At 59.7% G+C, this 26,476-nt stretch carries 21 protein-coding genes; 10 read left to right on the forward strand and 11 right to left on the reverse strand.

Annotation, left to right across the window (positions count from 1 at the left end; genetic code table 11):
* The first annotated feature begins 133 nt into the window (after positions 1-133).
* Genes GOX63_RS18085 through GOX63_RS18095 form a run of 3 tightly spaced genes read left to right on the forward strand, consistent with a single transcriptional unit; the run spans position 134 to position 3,942 of the window.
* Positions 134-2,038, forward strand: a complete 1,905-nt coding sequence (locus GOX63_RS18085) for a DUF3604 domain-containing protein (protein WP_170327690.1) — start codon at positions 134-136, stop codon at positions 2,036-2,038.
* 57 nt (positions 2,039-2,095) lie between these two features.
* Positions 2,096-2,938, forward strand: coding sequence for a peptidyl-prolyl cis-trans isomerase (locus GOX63_RS18090; protein WP_170546701.1), 843 nt, complete (start codon positions 2,096-2,098; stop codon positions 2,936-2,938).
* Positions 2,938-3,942: a HupE/UreJ family protein gene (locus tag GOX63_RS18095; RefSeq protein WP_254436005.1), complete on the forward strand. Its 1,005-nt coding sequence runs from the start codon at positions 2,938-2,940 to the stop codon at positions 3,940-3,942. The genes GOX63_RS18090 and GOX63_RS18095 overlap by 1 nt, the downstream gene beginning before the upstream one ends.
* 668 nt (positions 3,943-4,610) lie before the next feature.
* On the opposite strand, the gene GOX63_RS18100 is transcribed toward GOX63_RS18095, so the two are convergent.
* From GOX63_RS18100 to GOX63_RS18120, 5 genes are read right to left on the reverse strand one after another with little or no spacing between them, the layout of a single operon-like run.
* On the reverse strand, positions 4,611-5,516 hold the full coding sequence (locus GOX63_RS18100; protein ID WP_170327688.1) for a sugar kinase: 906 nt from the start codon (positions 5,514-5,516) through the stop codon (positions 4,611-4,613).
* Position 5,517: 1 nt separating this feature from the next.
* Positions 5,518-6,681 (reverse strand): mannonate dehydratase, encoded by a 1,164-nt coding sequence (gene uxuA / locus GOX63_RS18105; protein WP_170327687.1) that lies wholly within the window; start codon positions 6,679-6,681, stop codon positions 5,518-5,520.
* A 22-nt stretch (positions 6,682-6,703) separates the two neighbouring features.
* A complete protein-coding gene (locus GOX63_RS18110) occupies positions 6,704-7,438 on the reverse strand; it encodes an FCD domain-containing protein (protein ID WP_170327686.1) in 735 nt (244 codons plus the stop codon).
* Positions 7,435-9,255, reverse strand: a complete 1,821-nt coding sequence (locus GOX63_RS18115) for a glycoside hydrolase family 2 protein (protein WP_170327685.1) — start codon at positions 9,253-9,255, stop codon at positions 7,435-7,437. The genes GOX63_RS18110 and GOX63_RS18115 overlap by 4 nt, the downstream gene beginning before the upstream one ends.
* Positions 9,256-9,270: 15 nt before the next feature.
* The gene (locus tag GOX63_RS18120) at positions 9,271-10,251 is read right to left on the reverse strand and encodes a TRAP transporter substrate-binding protein (RefSeq protein WP_170327684.1); all 981 of its coding nucleotides are present in this window, start codon (positions 10,249-10,251) and stop codon (positions 9,271-9,273) included.
* Between the two features lie 230 nt (positions 10,252-10,481).
* Here GOX63_RS18120 and GOX63_RS18125 point away from each other — a divergent pair, with 230 nt between their 5' ends.
* From GOX63_RS18125 to uxaC, 5 genes are read left to right on the forward strand one after another with little or no spacing between them, the layout of a single operon-like run.
* Positions 10,482-11,006, forward strand: coding sequence for a TRAP transporter small permease (locus GOX63_RS18125; protein ID WP_170327683.1), 525 nt, complete (start codon positions 10,482-10,484; stop codon positions 11,004-11,006).
* A gap of 9 nt (positions 11,007-11,015) precedes the next feature.
* Positions 11,016-12,317: a TRAP transporter large permease gene (locus tag GOX63_RS18130; protein WP_170327682.1), complete on the forward strand. Its 1,302-nt coding sequence runs from the start codon at positions 11,016-11,018 to the stop codon at positions 12,315-12,317.
* Between the two features lie 9 nt (positions 12,318-12,326).
* Positions 12,327-14,711 (forward strand): glycoside hydrolase family 31 protein, encoded by a 2,385-nt coding sequence (locus GOX63_RS18135; RefSeq protein ID WP_170327681.1) that lies wholly within the window; start codon positions 12,327-12,329, stop codon positions 14,709-14,711.
* Between the two features lie 17 nt (positions 14,712-14,728).
* Complete coding sequence (locus GOX63_RS18140; RefSeq protein WP_170327680.1) at positions 14,729-16,192, forward strand: mannitol dehydrogenase family protein; 1,464 nt, start codon at positions 14,729-14,731, stop codon at positions 16,190-16,192.
* Positions 16,189-17,592, forward strand: a complete 1,404-nt coding sequence (gene uxaC, locus GOX63_RS18145) for a glucuronate isomerase (protein WP_170546704.1) — start codon at positions 16,189-16,191, stop codon at positions 17,590-17,592. The genes GOX63_RS18140 and uxaC overlap by 4 nt, the downstream gene beginning before the upstream one ends.
* Positions 17,593-17,627: 35 nt before the next feature.
* Here the strand turns inward: uxaC and GOX63_RS18150 are convergent, their stop codons facing one another.
* The 3 genes from GOX63_RS18150 to GOX63_RS18160 all read right to left on the reverse strand — a co-directional run bounded on the left by GOX63_RS18150 (position 17,628) and on the right by GOX63_RS18160 (position 20,162).
* Positions 17,628-18,596: an ion transporter gene (locus GOX63_RS18150; RefSeq protein ID WP_170327678.1), complete on the reverse strand. Its 969-nt coding sequence runs from the start codon at positions 18,594-18,596 to the stop codon at positions 17,628-17,630.
* Between the two features lie 251 nt (positions 18,597-18,847).
* Positions 18,848-19,567 carry a glutathione S-transferase family protein gene (locus tag GOX63_RS18155; RefSeq protein WP_170327677.1) on the reverse strand — a complete coding sequence of 240 codons (720 nt, stop codon included), beginning with the start codon at positions 19,565-19,567 and terminating at the stop codon, positions 18,848-18,850.
* On the reverse strand, positions 19,554-20,162 hold the full coding sequence (locus GOX63_RS18160; RefSeq protein WP_170546707.1) for an NAD(P)H-dependent oxidoreductase: 609 nt from the start codon (positions 20,160-20,162) through the stop codon (positions 19,554-19,556). Before GOX63_RS18160 ends, GOX63_RS18155 begins: the two co-directional genes overlap by 14 nt.
* 132 nt (positions 20,163-20,294) lie before the next feature.
* On the opposite strand from GOX63_RS18160, the gene GOX63_RS18165 reads away from it, so the two are divergent.
* Positions 20,295-20,666, forward strand: a complete 372-nt coding sequence (locus tag GOX63_RS18165) for a winged helix-turn-helix transcriptional regulator (protein ID WP_170327675.1) — start codon at positions 20,295-20,297, stop codon at positions 20,664-20,666.
* 37 nt (positions 20,667-20,703) lie between these two features.
* Here the strand turns inward: GOX63_RS18165 and GOX63_RS18170 are convergent, their stop codons facing one another.
* The gene (locus tag GOX63_RS18170; protein ID WP_170327674.1) at positions 20,704-21,624 is read right to left on the reverse strand and encodes a LysR family transcriptional regulator; all 921 of its coding nucleotides are present in this window, start codon (positions 21,622-21,624) and stop codon (positions 20,704-20,706) included.
* A 120-nt stretch (positions 21,625-21,744) separates the two neighbouring features.
* Here GOX63_RS18170 and GOX63_RS18175 point away from each other — a divergent pair, with 120 nt between their 5' ends.
* Positions 21,745-24,207, forward strand: a complete 2,463-nt coding sequence (locus tag GOX63_RS18175) for a CoA transferase (protein ID WP_170327673.1) — start codon at positions 21,745-21,747, stop codon at positions 24,205-24,207.
* Between the two features lie 59 nt (positions 24,208-24,266).
* On the opposite strand, the gene betA is transcribed toward GOX63_RS18175, so the two are convergent.
* Positions 24,267-26,003: a choline dehydrogenase gene (gene betA, locus GOX63_RS18180; protein ID WP_170546771.1), complete on the reverse strand. Its 1,737-nt coding sequence runs from the start codon at positions 26,001-26,003 to the stop codon at positions 24,267-24,269.
* A gap of 5 nt (positions 26,004-26,008) precedes the next feature.
* The gene (locus GOX63_RS18185; RefSeq protein ID WP_170327672.1) at positions 26,009-26,368 is read right to left on the reverse strand and encodes a cupin domain-containing protein; all 360 of its coding nucleotides are present in this window, start codon (positions 26,366-26,368) and stop codon (positions 26,009-26,011) included.
* Positions 26,369-26,476 lie beyond the last annotated feature (108 nt).

Below are 26,476 nucleotides of genomic sequence, written 5' to 3' on the forward strand. Positions count from 1 at the left end.
TTATCCCTCCTCAAGAAATGCTCCATTGCGTTGCGGTGAAATTTTCATTCTAACATGTGAATAACAATGGACTCAGGTACTGCGTACGGTGGCGTTTCCCCTTGAGTTTTGTGTCTTGGCAGTGGAGGCAAAAATGCGTCTAACACCTATGCTGAAAACCATCCTCGTTGTTCTTGCCGCGTCACCGGCCGCAGCTCAGGAAGCGATTCAGATTCCGCCGGAAAGCGCCGGGTATTCGCCATATCTGGAACAGGACTTCCCCAATCAGGTATTTTTCGGCGACACCCACCTGCATACGGCCTATTCGGCCGATGCCGGTCTGGCTTTGGCCTCCCTGTCCCCTGACGACGCCTATCGGTTCGCCAAAGGTGAGGCCGTGACGTCCTCTCTGGGGGTTCCCGCCCGTCTGGCGCGGCCGCTGGATTGGATGGTGGTGACGGATCACGCCGAAAATCTGGGCCTTCCCGCCGCGCTGAATTCGGGCGATCCTGTGATGCAATCGAATGATTGGAGCCGCTCGATCGCCGAAGCTTTTGAGCCAAGAACGATGGACGCCGTTCTCGAAGCGTATGGTATCTGGTTCGGCGAGGTAAACATACCCGGCGCAACGGACCCGATGGCCGGAACAGGGTTGGCCGAAACCTATTGGGCCAAAACCACCGAGGCTGCCGAGCGCCACTATCAACCCGGCGCGTTTACAACCTTCATCGGCTTCGAGTGGACTAGCTCGCCCACTGGAAACAACCTGCACCGAAACGTCATTTTCCGTGACGGCAAGGACATGGCGGATCAGATCATTCCCCTGTCTTCATATGATACGGAAGATCCCGAAGAGCTCTGGGATTGGCTGCAGGCCTATGAAGACAAGACCGGCGGGCAGGTTCTGGCGCTGGCCCATAACGGCAACCTGTCCAATGGCTTGATGTTCGATGACGTCACGTTGTCGGGTGAGCCACTCAGTGCGGACTACGCCGCCCGTCGCCAAAGGTGGGAGCCGATCTACGAGGTCACCCAGATAAAAGGTGACGGTGAGGCCCATCCTTTCCTGTCACCTGAAGACGAGTTCGCCGATTTCGAAACCTGGGACAAGGGCAGCTTTGGAACGCAACTCAAGACCCCCGACATGCTGCCGCGCGAGTACGCGCGCGAAGCGTTGAAACGTGGGTTGGCCTATCAACGCGATCTGGGCGAAAATCCCTTTAAAATCGGCGTGGTGGGGTCAACCGACAGTCATACCGGCCTTGCCACATCCACCGAGGATAACTTTTTCGGCAAGGTTTCCGCGCTGGAGCCCACCAATGATCCCATCCGCATGGAAGAAGCCATTACCGGGGCGCTGACGCCGGATGACCCATCTGACGACATCACGGCTGCCTACAGTTCGGCGTCGGGTCTGGCCGCAGTCTGGGCCCGCGAAAACACCCGCGAAGCGATCTGGGACGCGATGAAACGGCGCGAAGTCTATGCGACCACCGGCACCCGCCTGCACGTGCGTGTCTTTGCCGGCTTTGATTTTGTCGAAGAGGACCTGGCCCGCCCGGATTTCGCGGCCCATGGTTATGCGGCAGGCGTCCCCATGGGGGGTGATCTGACAGCCCCCGCGGACGGTCAGGCGCCACGCTTTCTGGTCCGCACCCTGCGTGATCCGGATGGCGCCAATCTGGACCGTGTGCAGGTCGTCAAAGGATGGCTGGATGCCGAGGGCAACACGTATGAGGCCATCTATGACATTGCCTGCGCGGGCAATCGCGGCCCGGCGTCGGATCATCGGTGCGATGCCCCCGTCGGCAACACCGTCGATCCGGAAAATGCAACTTACACCAATGCGATCGGCGCACCGGTGTTGGGCGCCTATTGGACGGATCCAGACTTCGACCCGAACCAGCACGCTTTCTACTATGTGCGCGTGATCGAGATTCCGACGCCGCGCTGGACAACCTACGACGCCAAGGTGTTCGGGGTCTTGGTGCCAGACGACATTCCGACGTCGGTGCAGGACCGCGCATACACATCGCCAATCTGGTACACACCAAGTTAACCTGAGTGGGCAGGTGTTTTGCATCTGCCCCAGCTGCCTTTCAATACGTGGTCTCGCATGTCCGTTCTCAAAGAACCCCTGTTTCATTTTTTCCTGCTGGGCGGCGCGATCTTCGGCTGGTTCAGCTATCTCAATCCGTCGCCGTCTACGCCCGATGACGGAAACCAGATCGTTGTCGACATGCAGGACATCAACCGCTTCATCGACCAATTCCAATCAACTTGGCAACGCCCGCCCACACCGGAAGAACTGGCCGAACTGCAGGACGCGTTTCTACGGCAAGAGGTTTTGGTGCGCGAAGCCCGCGCGCTTGGTCTGGACCAGGGCGACAGCATCGTCCGCAACCGACTGGCCCAAAAGATGGAGTTTCTGACCCTATCGCTGGCCCAGGCCTCAGAACCCGACGACGCGACCCTGCAGGCGCATCTGGACGAAAACAAAGAGCGTTTCCTGCGGCCCGAACGGGTGGCCTTTGAGCAAGTCGCAGTGGGACCAACGCCCGAGACCGCTCAGATCAACGAAATGCTGGGCGCCTTGAATGGGGGCGCGGACCCTGCGCAATTCGCTGGGCCAAGCCTGCTGCCGGCTGCGTTGCCGCTTAGCCCGGCGCAGAAGGTTGATGCCACTATGGGGCGTGGGTTCCATGCCCTGCTGAACGACTTACCTGTGGGACAGTGGGTTGGTCCAGTCGCATCCGGCTTTGGCTATCATCTGGTGCGGGTCAACACCCGTGAACCGGCACGACTCCCGGCATTTGAGGACATTCGCGAAGATGTTCTGTTCGATTGGCGGCGCAATTTAAAGTCCGACCTATCCGAGGCGCAGTTTGTTGCGCTGAAAGAAAAATATGACCTGATCACCCCCACGCCGGAAGACATCGCCTGGAGGCTGGACCAGTGATGAAACGCCTGCTGCTGGCCCTGTTGCTGGTTCTGCTGCCTGCCATCCAGGCTTTTGGCCACGCATTGGAACCCGGATTTGCGGATATCCGGCAGCTGACCTCTCAAACCTGGCAGGTGTTCTGGCGCAAGCCGGATGTCGCGGGCCAACCCATGGCCATTGCACTTCAGTTGCCCGCCACGTGCACGCCGCAAACCGGCCCCGAACCCTTGTTCGACGGCTCCGCCTGGATTTCGGTTTGGGTTGCCGACTGTCCCGAAGGGCTTGCCGATGGCACGGTGTCTATCGAAGGTCTCTCGGGCCAGCGCACCGATGTTTTGTTGCGTCTTCAAATGCAAAGCGGGGCGACAGACACCATCCGTTTGACCCCGGACCATCCGAGCCACCTGATCCCGGCGCAGGTGGGTGGTTGGAGCGTTTTCGGCAGCTATCTGGCGATGGGCTTTGAACATATTCTCGAAGGGTGGGATCACCTTCTGTTCGTCTTCGCCCTGCTGGTGCTGATCCGCGACTTCTGGCGCTTGGTCGGCGCGATCACGGCCTTTACGGTGGCGCATTCCATTACGCTGGCGTTGGCAGCGCTGGGTCACCTTTCGGTGCCCGGCCCCCCGGTCGAGGCGATCATTGCGCTGTCTATCGTGTTTCTGGCCGTCGAGGCACTGAAATCCAATGCCGGTAAAATCCGCCTGTCCGAACGCTACCCCTGGCTGATCGCCTTCGCTTTCGGCCTGTTGCACGGGTTGGGCTTTGCCGGTGCCTTGCGCGAAATCGGGCTGCCAGAGCAGGACATCACCACTGCCTTGCTGGCCTTCAATCTGGGCGTTGAGGCCGGTCAGTTGGCCTTTGTCGGTGTTGTACTGATCGCCGCTATGACCCTGCGCTTTGCCCTGCCCCGTGTCGCCGCGCACTGGCGCACCCCCGGAGATTTCACCGCAACCGCCATCAGCTATGGGATCGGTGCGGTGGCAATCTTCTGGTTTGTCGAGCGGGTCATGTCCTTCTGAACCGCGCGACACCCGGACGGGGCCATTATTTGGGAACCAGCAGCTTAGCCGTCAGACCAATCGTGTCGCGTGGGCCGGTCCCCGAGTCATAAAAGTCACGCTCGTAGCTCAATTGCCATTGCACCGGCAAACGGCCCGGCTGCAGGACCGAGAGCCCATTTTTCCGCGCTCAGCCCGCCGGTTCCTGTTGGCAGCAAGGCAGCGTGAGGCGTGCGATGTTATTCGTTCCCCCTAGCTGGAAAGGGATAGCGCCACGGAACTGACGGACGTTTTGCGACCCCGATCTGTTATGCAGCGCGGGCGAATAAAAATTTTGCAACTGGAACGCCATGAGGGACGCGGTTAGATCACTTGCCTCACTTTCCAGAGACTGTTTAGAAAGTACAGGAGCGGCCGCCAGCGCGATGCAGCAAGCAACTGAAGGCATCATACCGCCAAGTTGGTCGGGCATAGGAAAAACCGTGAGTAAATTCCGTTCCACATTAATCGGATGCGAAGCCTGTTTTGCAATTTGCACAATACGCGCGGCGTCGGAATTCCAACCGGGTTTCGAAAGCTGTCGGTCGCCCCTAACAGTTCACCCAAAAGTTGACCGCATCTGATCCGTCGACACGGACGTACAACGCGCATGAGTTCAATGCGATTGCCAACCCTTTAAGGCCTGGACCTTAAGCCAACGCGCCAAAGCTGCCGATGACCTCCGCTGCATTGTCTGCGGCTTGGTGCACCGATGTCTCGAGAGGTTCGCCATTTCCCCAGGCCGCCAGAAATGCCCCGTTGAAACTGTCCCCGGCGGCGGTTGTGTCGCGAACCTGCTGCACCTGCCGCACTGGCACCCGGATGACAGGAGCGTTTGGCGTTTCAAGACATGTGACGTCGCCCCCGCCGTTCTTGACGATGACGAGACCACCGCCGAGCGCGCTGTATCGCCTTGCGGTGGCTTCGGGATCAGTGTCGCCGAAAGCCGTCTGCTCATCCTCGAAAGACGGCAGGATGATGTCTGCAATCCGCGCGCCAGCTTCGATCCAGTGGCGCATTTCTGCGGCGCTTTGCCATAGCCTTGGCCGGATGTTGGGATCGAACGCCACCTGTTTCCCCAGTTTTCGGGCGGCTTCCAGCGTTTCTACCAGAGTCTTTCGATCCGGCTCCGAGAGAATGGCAAGAGTAATCCCGGAGAAATAAACTAGGTCGCAGCCCGTGACCGCATGTTCCAGTTCTTGAGGATCAGCGGCAAGCATCCGCGCCGCACTATGCTTGCGCCAATAGACGAAACTCCGCTCGCCCTCGTTTAGTTCGATCAGATACAGGCCCATGGTCCGGTCAGGATCGCGCCGGATCATGCTGGGGTCGATGCCATGCGCCTTGGTGAATTCCACAAAACGGTCAGACAACGCATCGCTCCCGACCCGGGAATAAAACGAAACGCGCCAGTCCTCGCTCATCCGTTTGCGCGCATACCATGCCGTATTGAATACGTCCCCGGCGAACCCCTGTTGAAACACGCCGTCGCCCCGCGGCGACATCTCAACCATGCACTCTCCGATGCACAGAAGCGTATTGGATGCGGCCACCATGTCAGATGCCGACAGCACTTAGAGTGTGCATGACCCCGCGCAGCTCGGCAAGGCCGCGCAGCCGTCCGATTGCGGGATAGCCGGGAACCGAATGCCGTTCCAGATCGCTGAGAATGCGATGCCCATGATCTGGCCGCATCGGGATTTCAACGCCTGTTTCACGCTCCACACGCATGAGTTCCCGCACGACCCCAATCATGTCCAGATCACCTGCCAGATGCATGTCTTCGTGGAAACTCCGGGGATCGTCTTCCCGTTTCACTGCGCGCAGATGGGCAAAATGGATGCGAGGCCCGAGTCGACGCGCGATTGCCACCAGATCATTTTCGGAACGCGCACCCAGCGATCCGGTGCACAAGGTGAATCCCAGCGCCGGGGACGCAGAGATTGCATTAATGGCCTCCAGATCGGCCTGGGTTGAGACGATCCGCGGCAGACCGAACAGGTCCATGGGCGGGTCGTCAGGATGGATCGACAGCTTTGCTCCTTCGGCTTCGGCCACCGGTAGAACGATTTCAAGAAACGCGGCCAGCTGTTGCCGGAGCGACGCATGATCGCGATCGTCATAAGCCGCAAGGCAGGCCCGGAAGGTATCCAGCGTATAGCTTTCCTCAGACCCCGGCAGGCCAGCAATAATCGTTCGCGTCAACTTGTCGAGCATCGGCTGATCAGCCTTCGCATACCAGTCTTCCGCCGCCGCCAGATCCTGTGCCGTATAGCTGTCCTGCGCTCCGTCGCGCTGCAGAACGAACAGGTCAAAGGCGGCATAGGCCGTGAAATCGAACCGCAAGGCCAGCGCCCCGTCGGGCAGGGCGTAGTTCAGATCGGTGCGCGTCCAGTCCAACACCGGCATGAAGTTGTAACAGATGTTGCGAATGCCCTGACGGGCCAGACGGCGCAGGTTTTCGGCCCAGATTTGTGCATAGCGCTCCCAGCCAGGCGCACCGGTTTTTATGTCCTCATGCACCGGAATGCTTTCGGTCACGACCCAGCGCAGCCCCGCCGCTTCGATCAACTCGCGGCGAGCTTTGATCGCTTCTTCCGGCCAGTCCTGACCGTTGGGAACCTCATGCAAGGCGGTAACGATCCCTTTCGCGCCGGTCTGACGGATATGAGCAAGCGGAATAGGATCTTTCGGCCCAAACCAACGCCAACTTTCCAACATGACTGCCCCCTGTTCCCCGCGCTTAACCCGAGACCGTTTTGGAATATAAAAACCCGTCAAACTCGGGATCTTCGACGTCCGAAAGGTCCAAAAGTGTCAGCCGGACATTTTCAAGATGCTGCCACATCGCCTGTCTCGCACCCTCTGCATCTCGGCGGCGCAACGCCTCAAGGACGGCCGCGTGATCGTCCAGCCATTGACTGCGATAACCGATGTCGAAAATCCGCGAATGCAGCCTGTCCCACATCGGGCTGGATTCCCGCAAATGCCAGAGCGTATCGATCTGGTTGACCAGAACCGAGTTCTGTGTGGCCTCGGCAATTTGCAGGTGAAACTGGCGATCCGCGCTGTAATCGTCTTCGCCGGTTTCGATTGAGCGTTTCTCCAACTCAAGCGTTTCACGCAGCGACAGGATATCGCCCTTGGTCACCGTGGTCGCCGCGAACCCGGCGATGCTGCTTTCCAACAGTTGCCGTGCCTGTAACAGCTCGAACGGGCCATAATCGCCACCGGTCAGGCCCGACCGGCCGGGCTGACGGTCCCGCACGTAGCTGCCCGAACCCTTGCGGACGTCCAGGTAGCCTTCGATCTCAAGCATGATGAAGGCCTCGCGCACCAGCGACCGGCCAATCCCCATCTCTTTCGAGATCTGGCGCTCGGTCGGGAACTTGTCCCCCGGTTTGAAGCCATCCTGCGCGATCCGTTCAACCAGCTGCGCGGCCACTTCCTGATAGGGGCGTTTCGAGGCGTCGGTCATGCGGTCTCCGTCTTGTTGTCTTCGGTCGTGTCGGCGATCTGGTGGTAATACTCAGCCAGAATGTGAAACGCCTGCTTTTTCGTTTTCTTGTCGGCGGCGATCAGGCCTTTGTGATTATAGCCGTTCTGGAACTTGTTCTGGCGGCGTTCTACCCGGAAATCGTACAGAATCCACGGCGACATGCCTTTGATATAGTCCAGACGCCTGAGGGTATCGATCTGGCGGCGATAGACCTCGGCCATGTAATCCTCGCTGAACAGCCCGGTCTTGGGACCATTAGGGCCGATCACCCCGTCCGCGCCGGTTTCCGAGATCACCACCGGTTTTTCCGGCGCTGAATTGGCGCCGATCCGGGCCAGGTCCTCGAAATCTTCTTCGTACCAGCCGTAATACTCGTTCAGCCCGATCACGTCGATATGGTCGGCCAAACGGTCTTCGATCCGGTTCTGGCTGTGGTTGACCAGACAGGCGGCCGAAGTCAGGCGCGTGGGGTCCAGCGCCTTGGCGGTTTCGGCCAGACGGCGCATAAAGTCCAGACGCGCGTCGGTATCAGGGTTTTCATTGCCTACCGACCAGATGATGACCGAGGCGCGGTTGCGGTCGCGCTGGATCAGCTCACGCAGCTGATTTTCGGCATCTCGATAGGTGGCGGGGTTGGCAAAATCGATGGCCCAGTAAACCGGAATTTCTTCCCACAGCAAAAAGCCCAACTCATCGGCAATTTCGGCCGCCCGTTCATGATGCGGGTAATGCGCCAGGCGCAGGAAGTTGCAGCCTAGTTCCCGCGCGTGCTCGAAACGGCGGCGCAGGTCGGCCTCATTCGTGACTTTGCCCAAAGTGGCATCGTCTTCGTGAACGGATATTCCACGCAGGAAAATCGGCTCTCCGTTCACCAGAATATCCGTGCCACGCCGTTCGATCTGACGGAACCCGACCCGATCAGTCACTTGATCCGCGCCCAGAGTGACGCTGACATCATAGAGTTTCGGAGAGTCAGGCGACCAAAGCACCGGGTGGGCAGGAATCTTGGCCTCACCCTGCCCGTTCTGGATCGGGATATCCTGCGACAGGCCAAGCTCGGGGATGTCCACACGGGCCGGTCCGGCATCGGGGCCGTCTACCTCCAGTTCGACCTTGATGCGGCAATAGCTGTCATCGGGCACCAGATGGATCGCGAAGTTCCGGATCACGGTCTGGGGTGTGTCATACAGCGCCACCTCACGATAGAGGCCGCCATAGTTGAACCAGTCGGTGTTGCGCATCGGCACGCGGTCCAGCGTCCGGGTGTTGTTGACGCAGGCCATCAGCCAGTTGCGCCCCCGCCGCAGCTTTCCGGTCAGTTCCACGCAAAACGGTGTCGAGGCACCGTAGTGATTGCCGAGGAACTCTCCGTTCAGGAAAATCTTGCAGGCATAGGCCGCAGCGCCGATACGCAGGAATTGCCGCCGTGTGGGCTCAATTTCCTCGATATCCAGCGCCCGCGTGTACCAAGCACTGCCTTCGAAGAAATACCATTTTTCTTTCAGCATGGCCCAGTTCGAAGGGATTCGCACGGTCTCGCCATCAAACGGGTCATAGTCCCAGGGCTCTGTCCGGTCTTCGGGGGCTGCGGGCTGCATCGCATACCATTTCTGGCGCAGTCCGGTGTCCAATAGATCGACACAGAATTTCCAGTACCCATCTAGGGGGCGCGATGCCCGGCCGCCAGTAAACAGCAGCGTATCGGCGTTCAAGTTCTGCGGGTTAAGAGGCACATCATAGGCCTCGTCATGCAGCGCCTGAAGTGCGTTTTCCGCCAATTCCGACCGTTCAAGCATCGCGCCGTTCCTACCTTAAGGGGCCATTGCCTTGATGCGCTGGATCAGGTCCGCCACCACCGGAGAGTTCGCCGCAGCCTCTTCATGCATCGGCAGAACCGCCTCGATGAAGGGGCCTTTTTCAACCTCGATGAACTTGACGCCCAGTTCGGTTTTCGCCTGCTCGACAGCAGCGGCGCTCATGGCGTCCCATTGTTCGCGGTGGAACACCATCGAATCCTTGGCCGCCTGACGCAAAGCCGCTTGCTGATCTTCGTTCAGGTCGTTCCAGCTTTCGGTCGAGATCATCACCACGGACGGGATCATCGTGTGACCGTCATCGGAATAAACCTTGGACACCTCGCCGTGCCGCGCGCTGGTCAGCGCCATCGGGTTATTTTCAGCCCCATCGACCACACCCTGCTGCAGCGCGCTGTAAAGCTCACCCCATGCAATCGGTGTCGGGTTGCCGCCCAGCAGCTCAACCATCCGAATGGCCGAGGGGCTGGGTTGCACCCGGATTTTCATGCCTGCCAGATCGGCCGGTGAATGGATTTCCTTGTTGGCATAAAAAGACCGCGCACCTTCGATATAATAGGTCAGCCCGATAAAGCCCTTATCTGCCGAAGAGGCCAGAATGTCGTCGCCCACATCGCTGCTGAGAACGTCAAAGTAATGATCGGCGCTGGTGAAAATATAGGGCAGGTTCAGCGCGCCATAGGATTCCTCGAACGCCTCCAGTTCGCTGGCATTCGACCGCGCCATATCCAGCGAGCCGTTCTGCATCAACTCCATCGATTCGCGCTGGGTGCCAAGCTGTGCGTTGGCAAAGATGCGAATCTTGAGATCGCCGTCGGTCAGTTCTTCGACCCGGTCCGCCATGAACTCCATCGACTTGTGCAACGGGTGGTCTTCGGGGTTGTTGTGGTTCAGCCGCAGGGTCTTGGCCTCGGCCGCAACCGACAGGGCCATGAAACTGACCGCCATGGCGGCGGTGATCTTCGAGAATTTGGACATAGTCTCCTCCCAATCGCGGGCCGGTGCGGCAGGCTGTTCGGAACCTGCATGAATAAGAACTGATTCGGCGCCACGGACCGCCCGCCGGCCTGTGACAGGCAATGTGATCGCCCAATAACTAAAATTAGTCAACCAAAAATCACTAATTGGTTGACCAATTTTGTTTTATAGGGCAAGAGCAGTGACGAAACGATCCAGGTGAGGACCCCGGCCCCGATGGGAGGAAATTGATGAAACAAATGACTGCGGCGGTGGACACCGTACTTCGCCTCATCATCGTGATCGCATTCGCGGTCCTGGTGACCTGCGTGATCTGGCAGGTTTTTTCGCGGTACGTTCTGGGCACCCCCAGCACTGTCACTGATGAAATGGCGCGTTTCCTGTTCATTTGGGTGGCTCTACTGGGCGGAGCCTACACACTGGGGCAGCGTCGGCACCTGGCAATCGATCTGCTGCCAACGATCACCCATGGGGTGCCGCGCCTAGTGGTCAACGCGGCCATCATTGGCGCGATCGCACTGTTTGCCTGTGTGGTCATGCTCTATGGCGGCTGGAACCTCGTCTCTCGCACACTCGAAACCGGGCAGGTCTCGCCTGCGCTGCGGTTGCCGATGGGGGTGGTCTACATCGCCATCCCGGCATCGGGGCTGGCCATCCTGTTTTATTGTCTGGGGTTTGTGGTTGATTTGGCGAGCACAGGCCAAGGCCCGAATGAACGGTTAGAGCCGAGCGCCCCCGGCGGGCCTTTGGACTAGGAGCCTGGCATGGATATTCAGTCTGTCGCCACACTTTTCGGAACTTTCGCCCTGCTCATGGCATTGGGCGTTCCGATTGCGTTTTCCATTGGCATCTCGGCTCTGGCCACGTTCCTGCTGTTCATGTCCTTCGACCAGTCTGTCTATATCGTGGCACAACAGGTCGCGTCGGGGTTGGACAGTTTCACCCTGCTGGCGATCCCGTTCTTCATCCTTGCTGGCAACATCATGAACCGCGGTGGCATCGCGCTCCGCCTGATCGAGTTTGCCAAGGTCCTTGGTGGACGACTGCCGGGGGCTTTGGCCCATTGCAACGTCATCGCCAACATGATGTTCGGATCGATCTCGGGCTCGGCCGTGGCATCAGCGGCGGCGGTGGGCGGGGTCATGTCCCCGCTTCAACGCAAGGAAGGCTATGACCCGGCCTACTCAACGGCCGTGAACGTCGCCTCGTGCCCGACGGGCCTTTTGATCCCGCCCAGTTCAACCTTCATTGTCTATTCTCTGATCACCAACGGCACCTCGGTCGCGGCGTTGTTCGTGGCGGGGTACCTGCCCGGCATTCTGATGGGGGTCTGCCTGATGGTGGTTGCAGGCCTCATTGCCAAACGGCGCGGATACCCCGTGGCCGAACGGCCGTCGCTGCGCGAAACCTCCGAGAAAGCCCTGAACGCGATGTTGCCGCTGGGCCTGATCGTGATCGTGATGGGCGGCATCGTCGGAGGCATCTTCACCGCCACCGAAGCCTCGGCTGTGGCGGTAGTCTATACGCTGTTCCTGGCGCTGGTCTGGTATCGCGAGATCACGGTGAAAGAGCTTCCGGGGATCATTCTGGAAAGCGCGGTGACTACCTCGATCGTGCTGCTGATGATCGGGTGTTCGATTGCGATGTCCAAGGCGATGGCATTTGCCGATATCCCGTATTCGATCTCGGATGCACTACTGGGCCTGTCCGAGAATCCGCTGGTGCTTTTGTTGATCATCAACATCGCCCTGCTGGTGGTCGGCACTTTCATGGATATGACCCCTGCCCTGCTGATCTTTACGCCGATCTTCCTGCCGGTGGTCAGCGATCTGGGTATGGACCCGGTGCATTTCGGCGTGGTGATGACTTTCAACCTGTGTATCGGGATCTGCACACCTCCGGTCGGATCAGCCCTGTTTGTGGGCTGCTCGGTCGGCGGAGTGAAGATTGGCGAGGTCATCCGCCCCATGCTTCCGTTCTATGCGGTGCTGGTGGTTCTGCTGCTGATCGTGACTTACTTTCCGCAGATAAGCCTGTTCTTGCCGCGTTTGCTGCTTGGGTATTGAGGTCGCGCCATGAAAACTCTGCGTCACTGGACCCTACAGCATCATGACCAGAACGGGTTGACCCTGCTGGTTGAGGGTCAGCACCTGATGAAGATCGTGGTGTTGGAGCACAATCTGATCCGTGTGCAGCTATTGCGAGATGGGCAATGGCAGATGGACAAAAGCTGGTCGGTGGCGCCTGCGGGCGACGTCCCCTGGCAGGGGCGACACCGCGAGGATCGCAGCGGGTTCGCGTGCCCGGGTTGCAGGGTTGATCTGAACAACGGTCTGGTTCTGGAAACCGACCAACTGCGCCTGAGCGTTCTGGAACCGCTGGCATTGCGATGGGAGTGCAGGACCGATCCGGCGCAGCCTTGGCAGCCTCTGGCCGAGGATCGCACCACCGGTGCCTATCAGATCGCCCGGAACGGTCGGCAAGTGGCACATTTCATGCACCGTTTTCCGGAGGAACGGTACTTCGGGCTGGGTGAAAAAACCGGGCCACTGGAGCGCAACGGCCGCCGGTTCGAGATGCGCAATCTAGATGCAATGGGATATGACGCGCGCAGCACGGACCCTTTGTACAAGCACATCCCCTTCACAATCTCCGAACGCCCCGACTCGGGAGCATTGGCGCTGTTCTACGACAACCTGTCGACCAGCTGGCTCGATCTGGGGAACGAACTGGACAACTACCACGCCCCCTATCGGCTCTGGAGGGCCGAGGCCGGCGATCTGGACCTCTATGTCAGTTGGGCACCGAACCTGCGCGGCGTGATCAAACAACATGCAGCGCTGACGGGCGGCACAGCCTTTCTGCCGCGCTGGAGCCTGGGTTACTCTGCGTCTTCGATGGCTTACACCGATGCCAAAAACGCTCAGGATCAGATGCTGGGGTTTCTGGGCCAACTGCGAGAACACGACATTCCCTGCGACAGTTTTCAGATGTCGTCAGGCTACACCTCGATTGGAAACCGCCGCTACGTTTTCAACTGGAACACCGACAAGTTCCCCCGCTTTCAGACGGTCGCCGATGAGTTTAATGCGGAAGGCATCCACCTGATCGCCAATATCAAACCGGTGCTTCTGGACGATCACCCACAATATGGTGCAGCAGCCCGAGACGGCCTGTTTGTGCGGGACGCAGACACCGACGCCCCCGAGACCTCGCAATTCTGGGACGGGCAAGGCAGCCATCTGGATTTCACCAACCCGGCCACCATCCGCTGGTGGCAATCGAATGTCACTGACGCGCTGTTGCAACGCGGGATCGGCTCGACCTGGAATGACAATAACGAATATGAAATCTGGGACAGTGCTGCCCGATGCAATGGTTTTGGGGAAGAACGCGGCATTGAACAGATCCGCCCTCTGATGAGCCAGCTCATGACCCGCGCCTCGGACGAGGCGCAGCGTGCTTTTGACCCCAACACGCGGCCTTACTTGATTTCCCGCTGTGCCGCGCCGGGCACACAGCGCTATGCCCAGACCTGGACCGGAGACAACCGAACCAGTTGGGAGACGTTGAAATGGAATATCCCGATGGGGCTGGGGCTCAGTATGTCGGGGTTTTTCAATATCGGCCATGATGTCGGCGGGTTTGCCGGAGCGAAACCCGATCCGGAACTGTTCCTACGCTGGGTTCAGAACGGGATTTTCCACCCGCGCTTCACCATCCATTCCTGGAATGACGACGGCACGGTCAACGAACCCTGGATGCACCCTGAGGTTACTGACCTCGTGCGCGACGCGATCCGGCTGCGCTATCGCCTACTGCCTTACCTCTATACCCAACTCTACCGCGCAGTGGCCGAGCATGAGCCGATCCTAAGGCCCCTGTTTCTGGACTTTCCTAACGACCCCGCCTGTCGGGACCGTCAGTTCGATTTCATGCTGGGGCCGGACCTGCTGGTGGCCTCGGTCTTTGAACCGGGCACAACGCACCGCGACGTTGTTCTTCCCGAGTGGCCCGGCGGCTGGTGGCATCTGGAGACCAATACCTGGCACCCGGGTGGAACCCGCCTCGAGCTGCCGGTCACCTTGTCCAGCATCCCGGTTTTCGTGAAGGGCGGTGCGGTGCTGCCGCTGTCGGAAGACACCAGCCGGGCCACGCCGGAGCTTGAGGGCCGCAGGGTTTTGATGGCCTTTCCCGCTGCGCAACACGGTGCCTCCTACACCTCATGGATGTATGACGATGACGGCAAAAGCACCGCCGCGACGGACGGGCAATTCTGCCTGACCCGGATTGAGCTTAGCGGCGGCGCACAGGAAGCGACCCTGTCATGGTCAATGTCTGGTAACAGGCCGCCCCATTTCGATCACGTGGAAATTCGCACTCCTCTGGGGCAGGCTCTGACCGTGCAGGGGCAACGCCATGAGTCCGGTGGGCTCCACCGTTTTCAGATGCTGAAATAAGGGCACAGGAGGACGTTTTGCAAAGCCCAGACATCCCGGTGGTTCAGGCCGGATATTACCGCACCGCCTTACGACCACGCATTCTGCACCTTGGATTTGGTGCTTTCGCCCGGGCGCATCCGCTGCTCTATACCGATCTTGCGTTGGAGGAAACGCAAGCCGATTGGGGCGTAGTTGCGGCGCGGTTGAATACCGGGGCCGATCAGCTGAGCGCACTGGATCAGGCGGGGGGCTGGTACACCGTTGTCACCACATCCGATCAGGGCGCCTCGGCCCGCCGGGTCGGCTGTATCACACAGACCCTGCATCCCGGGCGGGACGGCTCAGACGCGATACCGGACCTGATGGCCAGCCCGGCCTTGGGTATCGTCACGCTGACCATTACCGAGAAAGGGTATTGCCTTGCCGGGGATCGGCTTGACCTGACCTTGCCGGGCATCCGCCACGACCTTGAAAACCCCCAAGCCCCCAAAACCGCCATCGGAACCATTGTCGAGGGACTGCATCGCCGCAGATCGGCAGAGCATGGCGGGCTGACCATCCTGTCCTGCGACAACCTTCCTGCAAATGGTCATGCCTGCCGAAAGGCGGTTCTGGCGCTCGCCCGGATGCGGGACGCCGCGCTGGCGGAATGGATCGCCGACACCTGCACCTTTCCCTGTTCGATGGTCGACCGGATCGTGCCCGCGATGACTGACGAGGGCCAAGCTCTGCTGACACGAATACTGGGGCACCCGGACCCGAATGGCATTTTGTGCGAACCGTTTCGCCAATGGGTGATCGAGGATGATTTCGCCGCTGGTCGTCCTGACTGGCATCTGGCCGGGGCCGAGTTTGTAGACGATGTCGCCCCGTTCGAAGAGATGAAGCTGCGGATGCTGAACGGCGCACATTCCTGTCTGGCCTATCTTGGGGCGCTGGCCCGGCATGAGACTGTGGCGGATTGTATGCAGGACCCGGTGTTCCGCGCAGCAGCTCGACACCTAATGCTGAACGAGCAGGCCCCCACCCTGCGCATGCCCGATCATATTGACCTGACCGCATACGCCGATCGCCTGATCGAGCGGTTCAGCAACAGCCATCTGCATCACCGGACGATCCAGATCGCGGCCGATGGCAGCCAGAAATTGCCGCAGCGCCTGCTGGCCCCGATTGCTGATCACCTGCGCGACGGCTCGCCCTGGCCTATTTCAGCCTTGGCCGTCGCGGGATGGATGCGGTTTCTGCGTGGGCAGACGGAGGACGGTTCGGCCCTGACCGTTCAGGACCCGTTGGCCGATACGTTGGCACAATGCGCCAATCTCCCCGACGGAGACGCCTATGTCGACGCTCTTTTGGATATTGAGCAGGTGTTTCCCGCCGATCTCGTGGTCACTCCCGGTTTCCAAGCCACGCTTCATAGCGCCTATCAGGCACTTTCAATACTTGGCGCACGGGACGCTTTGTCCCAGGCCATGCAGCTGGAGGGCCCCAACCCGTGACCGAATTTCTGAGCGACAATTTCCTGCTGACCACTCCGCAGGCCGAACGGCTTTATCATGACGTCGCGGCCCCGCTGCCTATCGTCGATTTCCACAACCACCTCGACCCGCAGGCGATCCTGCAGGACCGGGTCTGGTCCGATCTGGGCGAGATCTGGCTGGAAGGCGACCATTACAAATGGCGGGCAATGCGCTGGAACGGGATCGACGAGGCACATGTCACCGGCAGCGCGAGCTACCGCGACAAGTTCCGCGCCTTTGCCGAAACGCTGCCCCATTGTCTGGGTAATCCGTTGTATCACTGGAGTCATCTTGAACTGTCCCGCTACTTCGACTGGCAGGGGGTGCTGAGCCCCGACACCGCAGAAGAGGTTTGGGAGGTTGCCGGTTCCAAACTGTCTCAGCACGATTGCTCGGCGCGCGGATTGCTGCGGCAAATGAATGTGCGCTTTGTCGGAACGACGGATGATCCTTGTGACGACTTGAGCGCGCACAAGGCGCTGGCTGCCACTCCCGATCTGGGGTTCACAGTGGCCCCCAGCTTCCGCCCCGACGCGGCCTTCAAGATCGAAAAGCCCGACTATGGGACCTATCTCGACCGGCTGTCGGATATCTCGAGCACCCCGATCCGGGGGTTCGACGATCTGATTGCCGCGCTGCTTGTCCGTCTGGACGCCTTCGTCGAAGCCGGGTGCAAGGCGACGGATCACGGGCTGGACCGGCTGGCCGCGTTCGAACCCCTTACAAGATCGGACCGCGACGCCATTCTGGACCGCGCCCGCAGGGGCGAGCCGACAACCGCGCAGGAACAGGCGGATTTTCAGGCTGCCACCCTGGTCGAACTGGGCCGCGCCTATACACAGCGTGGGCTAGTCATGCAGTTCCATATCGGGGCGCTGCGTAACACAAACACGCGCCTGTTCAATCTACTTGGGCCGGATATCGGCTGCGATTCGATCAACGATGCTGCAATCGCGGCGCCGCTGAATGCGCTGCTGAACGCCATTGAAAACCACGGCGGCCTGCCGCGGACCATCCTGTATGGGCTAGACCCCTCACAGAACGAAATACTGGTGACCACAGCCGGGAACTTTCAGGACGGCAGCGAACCGGGGAAAATACAGGCGGGCACGGCCTGGTGGTTCAACGACCAGCTCGACGGGATGGAGCGCCAGATGACCCAGTTGGCGCAGATGGGCTTGCTGTCGCGGTTCGTCGGAATGCTGACCGACTCGCGCTCATTTCTGTCCTTCCCGCGGCACGAGTATTTCAGACGCCTGCTCTGTCAGATGATCGGCCGTTGGATGGCCGAGGGACATATGCCCAACGACATGGCCTTGGCAGAGGATCTGGTCACGCGCGTTTGTTACGGCAATCCGGCCGACTGGTTTCTGAACTGAGGTCGGTCACCAGTGAATCGGAAAAACCCGGCAGCTTAGTCTTGTGTCCCCTCCGGCACCGGAAGGGACTGACCGCAGGCTTTACAGCGGCCTGCCTCTGATTGCGCCTCGGAATGGATGTGTTCGCGAATGTGATTGGCGGCGCGATGCGACAGGCCCAACTGTTTTCTCAGGGCTTCGATATCCTTTTCATCATCATCGCAGATATCGCCATCTTCCAGCGCGGCGCGAAATTCGCGTTCCATCCTGGCGCGGCGCCGGTGCAGCTGATCGTTGAGGCCGCTGGCAAGGATCCCTGCGGGCAACGCCGCCATACCGATGCCGATCACCGTAATCAAAGCGCCAAACAACTTTCCGGCCACTGTGACCGGCGTCACGTCACCATAGCCTACGGTCGTCAATGTCGCCATGGCCCACCACATCGCCGCGGGGATTGATCCAAACGCTTCGGGCTGCGCGTCGTGCTCGGCGATCCACGCGCCACTGGCGGCAAAAACCAGCATGACCATCAGGATGAAGAACCCAGCAAAAAAGGACCCGGCCTCTTCCTCGAAAACGGCAAACAACATCCCAAGCGCCGGAGAATAGCGGGTCAGTTTGAGTAGCCGCAACATCCGGAATGTCCGCAGGATACGCAGATCCATCGGGAAAAACAGGTAGAGCAGCGCTGGCAATATCGCCAGCAGGTCAATCACGGCCAGCGGAGATCTGATCCAATCCAAACGGGATTTGTAATTTGGATCTTCCGGCGCGACCCAGAGCCTCGTGGCATATTCCGCCACAAAAACAATCAGAGAAACCCCTTCGAACAGATCGAACGCAAGGTGCCAGCGCGTGTAGATGGATGCGACCGTCTCAAGGATGACAGCGGTGACATTGAGTGAGATCAGAAGGATCAAAGCGATCTCAAGCAGCCATGGCCCGGTCGCGCTTCGGTCTGGCCGCTCCAGCCACCAATAAAGTTTCGCGCGCAGGTTTTTGTGCTCCGATATAGTTTCAATCATGGCGATACGTCTTCCAGGCCCGGGTCTTGGGGATTGCGGTCGCTGACGCAATGCTCTCCCCAAGATCAAGTTACCTACCCAAGAAGGCATATGCCGCCGGATAAGGAAACAGGCAATGGTTGTAACGACGCTGTATATACGAAATTTCTACCGCCGACGGTACCAAATTACAGGGCACAGCGTTTGATGCGGCGCATTACCGTTCGGGCGGCGTTCCGCCATGATCGTTGGGATCAATGGCGGATCTGCACTCAGTCTTTCCTGACATCCCCGGCAAATCGGGCTGCATTTTCCTTGGCAAAGGCGCTGGCATCGGCCTCCGTGTCCCAAAAATGCGGATTTGCTTTTGGAATGGTCAGGGCCTTTTGCACCGCCGGGCGGGCGTCGATCCGGTCAAACCATGCCTGAAGGTGCGGTAGGCCTTCGACGCTGGCGCGTGCCCAGACATACGCACGCGCCCAAGGATAGATCATCATATCTGCGATGGTGTATTCCCCCGCCGCTAACCATTCGCGGCCCTCAAGATGGGTGTTGAGAACCTCAAGTAGCCGACGAGACTCGTCGACATAGCGTTTGATCGAAAACGGTTCCTCATGGCCGTTTGGCGCGGCGATGTGCTGGAAATACATCGCCTGGCCCATCATCGGGCCGACATGGCCGACCTGAAAGAACATCCATTGCATTACCTCGGACCGTTTAACCGGATCGGCGGGCAGAAACTTCCCGTATTTCTCGGCCAGGTGCCAAAGGATAGCCCCGCTTTCGAAAATCGCCCGCCCCTCAGCCCGGTCTTCGATCGTTGGGATTTTGCCATTGGGATTGAGTTTCAGAAAGTCCGGCGTTTTCTGCTCCTGCTTTGAAAAATCAATGGCGGTGAGGTCATATGGAACACCCGCCTCCTCCAGAAAGATCACCGGCTTGTAGCCGTTCATGGTGGCCGCGGTATAGAGATGTATATCAGGCTGGGACATGTTCGGCCTCGGCGAAAACAGTGGTCAGGTGGGTGTCAAAGCGTTTGAAGTCGGCTTCGATCGCCGGGTTTTTCATCACGTCAAACGCGGCGAAGGTCGGCAGCTGCTGCATACCAAGGAACTTGGCGGTCAGATGCACCGGGCGCAGCAAATCATCGACGCTGTCACCTGCAAAGAAGGGTTCTGACGGGTTGTCGAACGCCTCTTGCGGTGCGTTGAAGGTCACGGACAGCAAGTATCTTTTGTCCTTCAGCGCTCCGCCCATACCGTAATTCGCTTTCGGCGCTTCGGTGGTGCGGCCATCGCCGTTGGCCAGGCGGCCGTTCATTCCGGCGGTATAGACCTCGTCCATGTATTTCTTAAAAACCCAGGGGGTTCCCATCCAGTTCACCGGGAATTGCATGATGACCAAATCGGCCCAGACATGCGCGTCCACCTCGGCGTCAATGTCATAACCGTCCGAAATGGTTGTCAGGCGCACCGCATGACCCTTGGCTTCTAGCGCATCCCGCGCTTTTTGCGCCAGGCTTGCGTTCAACCGGCCCGGGGCGAATTCATAGGGTTGTGTGCCATTGATGATCAGAACGTTGCTCATGTCTGGTTCCTTGTTCATTGTCTCGGATGCCGCTTGACTTTGCGCGGCGTCGTGATGAAATTGTGTTCCCAATAGAGGAAATGCAACTAGTTTACTTTTGGTAACCTAGTCCCTGAGCGACGGAGGTGCAGGATGCGGGCACGTCTAGAAGACGATGGCAAAGGGCGGCGACAGGTCTATGACGCTTGTTCAGAGCCTTGCCCGATTGAGCGTGGAATGCGGATCATTGGCGGCAAATGGACGGGGTCTATCCTGTGGCATCTGAAGGACGGTCCGGTGCGCTTCAACGATCTGTCCCGCCTGATTGGAGGCGCCAGCAAGAAGATGATCACAGAACGCCTGCGCCAGCTAGAGGCCCACGGTCTGGTGAAACGCGAGGTAATGGATACCGCGCCGGTCTCGGTCCAGTACGAAATCACCGAATTGGGGCGCACCGCACTTGGGTTTCTGGACGCACTGCGGAACTGGAGCGAGGGCCTGCCTCAGGGTGTGGTCGATACCTGACCGCGCCGAAACGCGTCACGGATTGATTGCTTAGCCCCTACGCCATGCCTTCCAAATCTTCCGAAGTCGCCGTCTCGAACCAATCCGCCAAGCGCGCCAGAGCGCCTTCTTTATCGCGGAACGGTCGATGCTGCAGGAAATAGGAATAGTCTCGGTCGGATATGCTCGGCCCAAGCCGAAGAATTTCGCCCTTCGCAAGCGCTTGATCGACAAGACCATGCCAGCCCAGGCCCACCCCTTCTCCGCGCCGGACGGATTGCAGTAGAAAAGGATAGGCGTCGAATTCGGATTTCCGATCAAAGGGCGGCGCCTGCAGACCCATGCGTTCGAACCATCCCTGCCACGTCAGAAAGCCAGATTCCCTGACATCGAAATGCAGGAACAGCGACGGCGGCAGCTGAGAAATATTGTCCTTAGCTTCCGGGTGCGCGGCCAGGAAATCGGGGCTGCAGATGGGGAACACTTCGGATTTGATCAACGGGATGAACGGCCGGTCCGGCAATCCAGCGGTGTTCCAGACCACGGCGGCGTCCAAACGGCTCAGGTCGATGTCACCCAGCTGATCTGTTGTGACGACCCGCACTTTTGATCCGCCCAGATGCTCGCGAAGTTCCGAGAAACGTGGCATCAGCCATTGGTCGGCAAAGCCGAACGAGCAGGCCAGCGTCACCTCCTGCCGGTCGGCGGGCGCCGAAATCTCGGTCCAGACCTGATCCAGGTGGCCAAACCCCAAAGCCACGGCATCAGCCAGGCGCACAGCGGCGGCAGAAGGAACGATCTGATTGTTGTTGCGTTCGAACAGCACCTGCCCCAGCCGACTTTCGAGTGTTGAAATATGCCGTGAAACAGCTGGTTGGCTCAGCCCCAGTTCCTCGGCCGCGCGGGACAGGCTGGCATGGCGCACCGCGACCTCAAGAACCAGCAAGGCGTTCAGTGAACCAGAGATGGGACGTATCACTCTTTCCATAACAAATTGTTATACACTGCATTATGTTTTGGCCAGTGTACTTTCAGCGGGTTTGCCTTTCATCTGTTCGTGAATCGCAAGCCCCTAACGAAAAGTCTGTGTGAAACTCTCATGACCCATCGCCCACTATCCCACATCCGCGTCCTTGATTTCGGGCAATACCTGGCGGCCCCTCTTGTTGGCATGATGCTGGCCGACATGGGGGCCGAAGTCATTCGGATTGACCCACCTAACGGCCCTGCCTTTGACGATCCCGCGTTTCGGATGATCTCACGTGGGAAGAAAACCCTGACGCTGGATCTGAAAACGGATGAGGGGCGCGGTACCGCGATCGAACTGGCCAAACGCGCCGATGTAGTGATCGAGAATTTCCGGCCGGGCGTAATGGATCGCCTTGGGCTGGGGCCGGATGTCTTACGGGCGGCAAATGACCAACTGGTCTACCTCTCCATGCCCGGCTTTGCGTCGACCGATACCGAACTGGCCGCGCTGCCCGCCTGGGAGGCCGTGATCGCCGCCTATACCGGGCAATTCACCGATATGGGCCTGAATCGTCGACTGATGGGCATCAACCCGTCCTTCACACCGCTGACCCTGGCCTCGGCCTACGGCGCAAGCTTTGGCGCCATGGCCGTTCTGTTCGCCCTGAACGCGCGCGAGCGCAATGGCGGGGATCATATCGAGGTCCCCCTGGCCGCCGCGCTGCTGGAAGGCCTGATCTACAATTGCGAGCAGATCGAGGATTACCCGGAACGCTACAAGTCCCCGCGCGAGGTCGAACTGGATCGGCGCGCCGCCGAAGGCTTGCCGATGAATCTTGAATTCGATGAGCTGTCCGAATTCCTCGACCCGTTCTATCGCACATATACCTGTGCCGACGGGCGGAGGTTCTATGTGGTCTCTGGCTCGGTCGCCACGCATCCGCGCCGCGTGCTAGAGACGCTGGGGCTCAAGGATCTAGCGGATGAGATGCCCGATTTCTCGGCCTATCTGGACACCAAGGACTGGCCTGCGGAATGGTCGATGCGCAACTACCCGGTCGGAGCCTCTGATCGGGCGCGCGTGTCCTCGGCGATGAAAGAGGCATTTCTGTCCCGCCCCGCGCATGAGTGGGAAGAGCTGTTCGGCACCGCCAAAGCCCCGGCGACGGCGCAGCGGTTCAGCAAGGAATGGTTGGCTGATCCCCACGCGCTGGCGTCTGGTCTGGTTCTGCAGGTCGAAGATGCCCGCCACGGCGAGATGCGCCAGATGGGCAACGTGGCCTGGTTGTCCGGGGATAAGGCGGCGGCAGAAAAGACCGGTCCGACAACTGCTGACTTGGACGCATTGCTGGCCGATGACCCACGCGCTAGCGGCAATTCAGGCGGCGGCGGCTGGCTGGACGGCCTGAAGGTTTTGGATCTGACCAATGTCATCGCAGGGCCGACCATCGGATCAACTTTGGCGCGCTATGGGGCCGAGGTGACACTGGTGCAACCGGTTGAGCCCTCGGTCGACCCTTGGAACACTGTGGTCTTTGGCATTCACGCCCAAAGGGGCAAGGAAAACATCCTGCTGAACCTGCGCAGCGACGAAGGGCAAGAGGTTTTGGCCAAACTCATTGCCGAAGCCGACGTGATAACGATGAACGGCACGGACGAGCAGCGCGACAAGCTGGGGCTTTCTCCCGAACGCCTCAGCGCGATCAATCCGCGTCTCATTCTGGTTCAGCTGGATGCGTTCGGTGGGCCGATGCGCGGGCCGAAATCCGACCATCTGGGCTATGACGATCTGGCGCAGGCGGCCACCGGTGTGATGTTGCGCTTTGGTGGCGGCATGGGCACGCCCGAAGAACACGCGCATTTCGGAACCATCGATGTTCTGACCGGTTTCTGCGCCTGCGTGGCGCTGGGTGGCGCCTTGCTGCGCCTGCGCGAGACCGGAAAGGGCGGTATCGCGCGGGCGTCTCTGGCGGGGGCGGGCAACCTTATTCAGGCGCAGTTCATGTATGACTATGACGGTCGCGCGCCCTTTGACGAACCCGCAGGCCGCGAGGCGCTGGGTTGGGGCCCGTTTTATCATTGCTATGAAGCGGCGGATCAGTGGATGTTCTTCGCCGCCCCGACCGAGCGGCAGGCCGCGCTAGCCCGTGTCCCGGAGTTGGCTGACCTTACAGAAGTGCCGCTGGATGGTCTGCATGACGCCTTGGCAGAGCGGTTCAAAACACAGCCCCTCTCCTTCTGGCGAACGGCATTCTCCGAGGGTCAAAGCACGGTTGTCCCGCTCGCGTCCCTACATGAAACGCGCGACAAGGCGCTGCAGCATGAAAGCGCGGGTGACATCGATCTGTCCGATGCAACTTTCCGCGTCATTCGCCACGACCAGCACCCGATGGGACGCTGGTGCGATCTGGTCGCCCCGAACGCAGTGCGGCCAAAATCCGGACAGATCAGCATTCCGGGGCCCATGCCGAAATATGGGCAGCACACGCGGACCATTCTGGCACGACTGGGTTATGAGGACCGGCAGATCGACGACCTGATCGCTGCAGGCGCAGCGGGCACAAGCTGGTCGGATAAATACTTGCCCGAATAATCGGGATTGAGGCGGCGGGTCCGTGCGGACCCGCTTGCCGGCCTGAAGACAATGCTCGGTTATTGGTACCTTGTGCCACCCACAAGATTGCGTTCTTCAGCAAATAACGCGCCGGTATCCTTGCCGCTTAGGTCCATATCAATTGTCCCCGATCTCTGACGGCTCTTCCAGTTTTCATCCACCATCACCGGCGCCGGATCGGCGGCGAGTAAGTTGGTGCCTCTGATCAGATCAGCGGCGCGCTCCGCCAGCATCAGTGTCGGCACGTTGAGATCTCCGGCCGTGGCCTGCGGCATGACCGAGGCGTCTACGACGCTCAAGCCGTCCATCCCGTGAACGCGCATCGTTTTGGGGTCGATGACGGATTGCGAATCCTCGCCCATCCGGCAGGTGCCGCAGGGGTGATAGGCGCTTTCGACCTTGTCCTTGATGAACTGATCGATCTGCACGTCGTTGTTGCAATCCGGTCCCGGAGCAAGTTCTTGACCGGCAAATGGAGCCAGGGCTGGCTGCTGGAATATCTCGCGCGTCAGGCGGACACAGGTGCGCATCTCATGCCAATCGTCCTCGTGGCTCATATAGTTGAACCGGACGCGGGGGGCACCCAGCGGGTCCGACGCATTCAGCCGCACTCTGCCCCGGCTTTTCGATCTTTTGGTGCCGACATGCACCTGAAACCCATGGCCCTTGGCCAGCGATTTCCCGTCATAGGAAATGGCCAGCGGCAGGAAATGAAACTGAATGTCCGGGTAAAGGACACCGGCACGACTGCGGATATGAGCCCCCGCCTCGAAGTGATTGGTGGCCCCCAGACCATCACGGCGCAGCAGCCAGCGCAGCCCAATCCGGGCTTTGCCCATCAGGCTCATATGCGGGTAGAGAGATACCGGCTGCGTGCATTCCTGCTGCACGTACAACTCCAGATGATCCATCAGATTACCGCCAACGCCGGGCAGGTCATGGACAACATCGATCCCGGCCTGTTGCAGTTCACCCCCCGGCCCGATGCCCGACCGCTGCAGAATGACGGGGGACATGATCGAGCCTGCGGACAAAACCACCTCTGAGGCCCGCGCCTGAACCCGGTGTCCCTTATGATCGTATTCAACGCCGACCGCTTTGCGCCCCTTTGTCAGGATGCACGTTGTATGAGCGTGGGTCACGACCCGGACGTTGCCCCGCGCCATGGCCGGGCGCAAATAGGCAACAGCGGCGCTGCAGCGCTCACCCCCGCCGACATTCATTTCCATCGGGCCAAAGCCCTCATGTTGAAGGTCGTTCATGTTGGCGCTGCGGGCAAATCCGGCCTGAACGCCCGCCTCGATGAACGCCTGATACAGCGGGTTGGTTTCCGACCCCCTTGTCACTTTAATCGGGCCGCCGCGCCCCCGAAACGCGCCCGCGTCCGATGCGCTTTCCAGTCGCTTGAAATAGGGCAGCACGTTGGCCCAGTTCCATCCCGTGGCCCCGTGATCCGCCCAAAGCTCATAATCCATTGGGTTGCCGCGAACATAGCACATGCCATTGATCGAACTCGACCCGCCCAACCCCTTGCCCCGTGGCAGGTTCATGACACGCCCATCCAGATGCGGCTCTGGCTCGGTCACGAACCCCCAGTTGAAGCGTTTGGTATTCATCGGGATCGACAGGGCCGACGGCATCCGCACGATCAAGGCATTGTCGCTGCCCCCGGCCTCAAGCACCAGAATGCGCTTGCGTATATCTTCGCCCAACCGGTTCGCCAGCACACAGCCCGCGGACCCTGCACCCACAATGATATAGTCGTAATGCTCCATCCGATTCAGCGGATCATCGCCATGAATTTGACGACCGTGTCGGGCTGGTTCCACGTGCCTGTGAATCCTTTAGGCAGCAGGAACGCTTGGCCGGGCCCGAACCTGTCAGAGCTGCCGTCGAGGTAGATCAACTCGACCGTGCCGGCGATCATGTACATGAACTCGTCATAGGCGTAATCGACGATCTCATCGGTGTAGGGTTCGCATTTCCAGGTACCGACGCGCACCTCGTCCGAGGCACGATCGATCACGAGGTTTTCCCATTCCAACGGCGCGGCCACCTCGGGCGAGCTCATGACCATCTGACGAGGGTCAGCCATCAGGGCATGTGCCCCGGCATCGGTCAGGTTGATTGCGCGGATCATTTGGACCTCCGGACTTGTGTTTCGGAACGGCTAGCACTGATTGAACAGCCGTTCAACGGAATATTGAACAGCGGTTCAATGATGCCTCTGGCCTTCAACCCAAGCGCC

The sequence above is a fragment of the Ruegeria arenilitoris genome (assembly GCF_013031355.1).
GTDB lineage: Bacteria > Pseudomonadota > Alphaproteobacteria > Rhodobacterales > Rhodobacteraceae > Ruegeria > Ruegeria arenilitoris_C.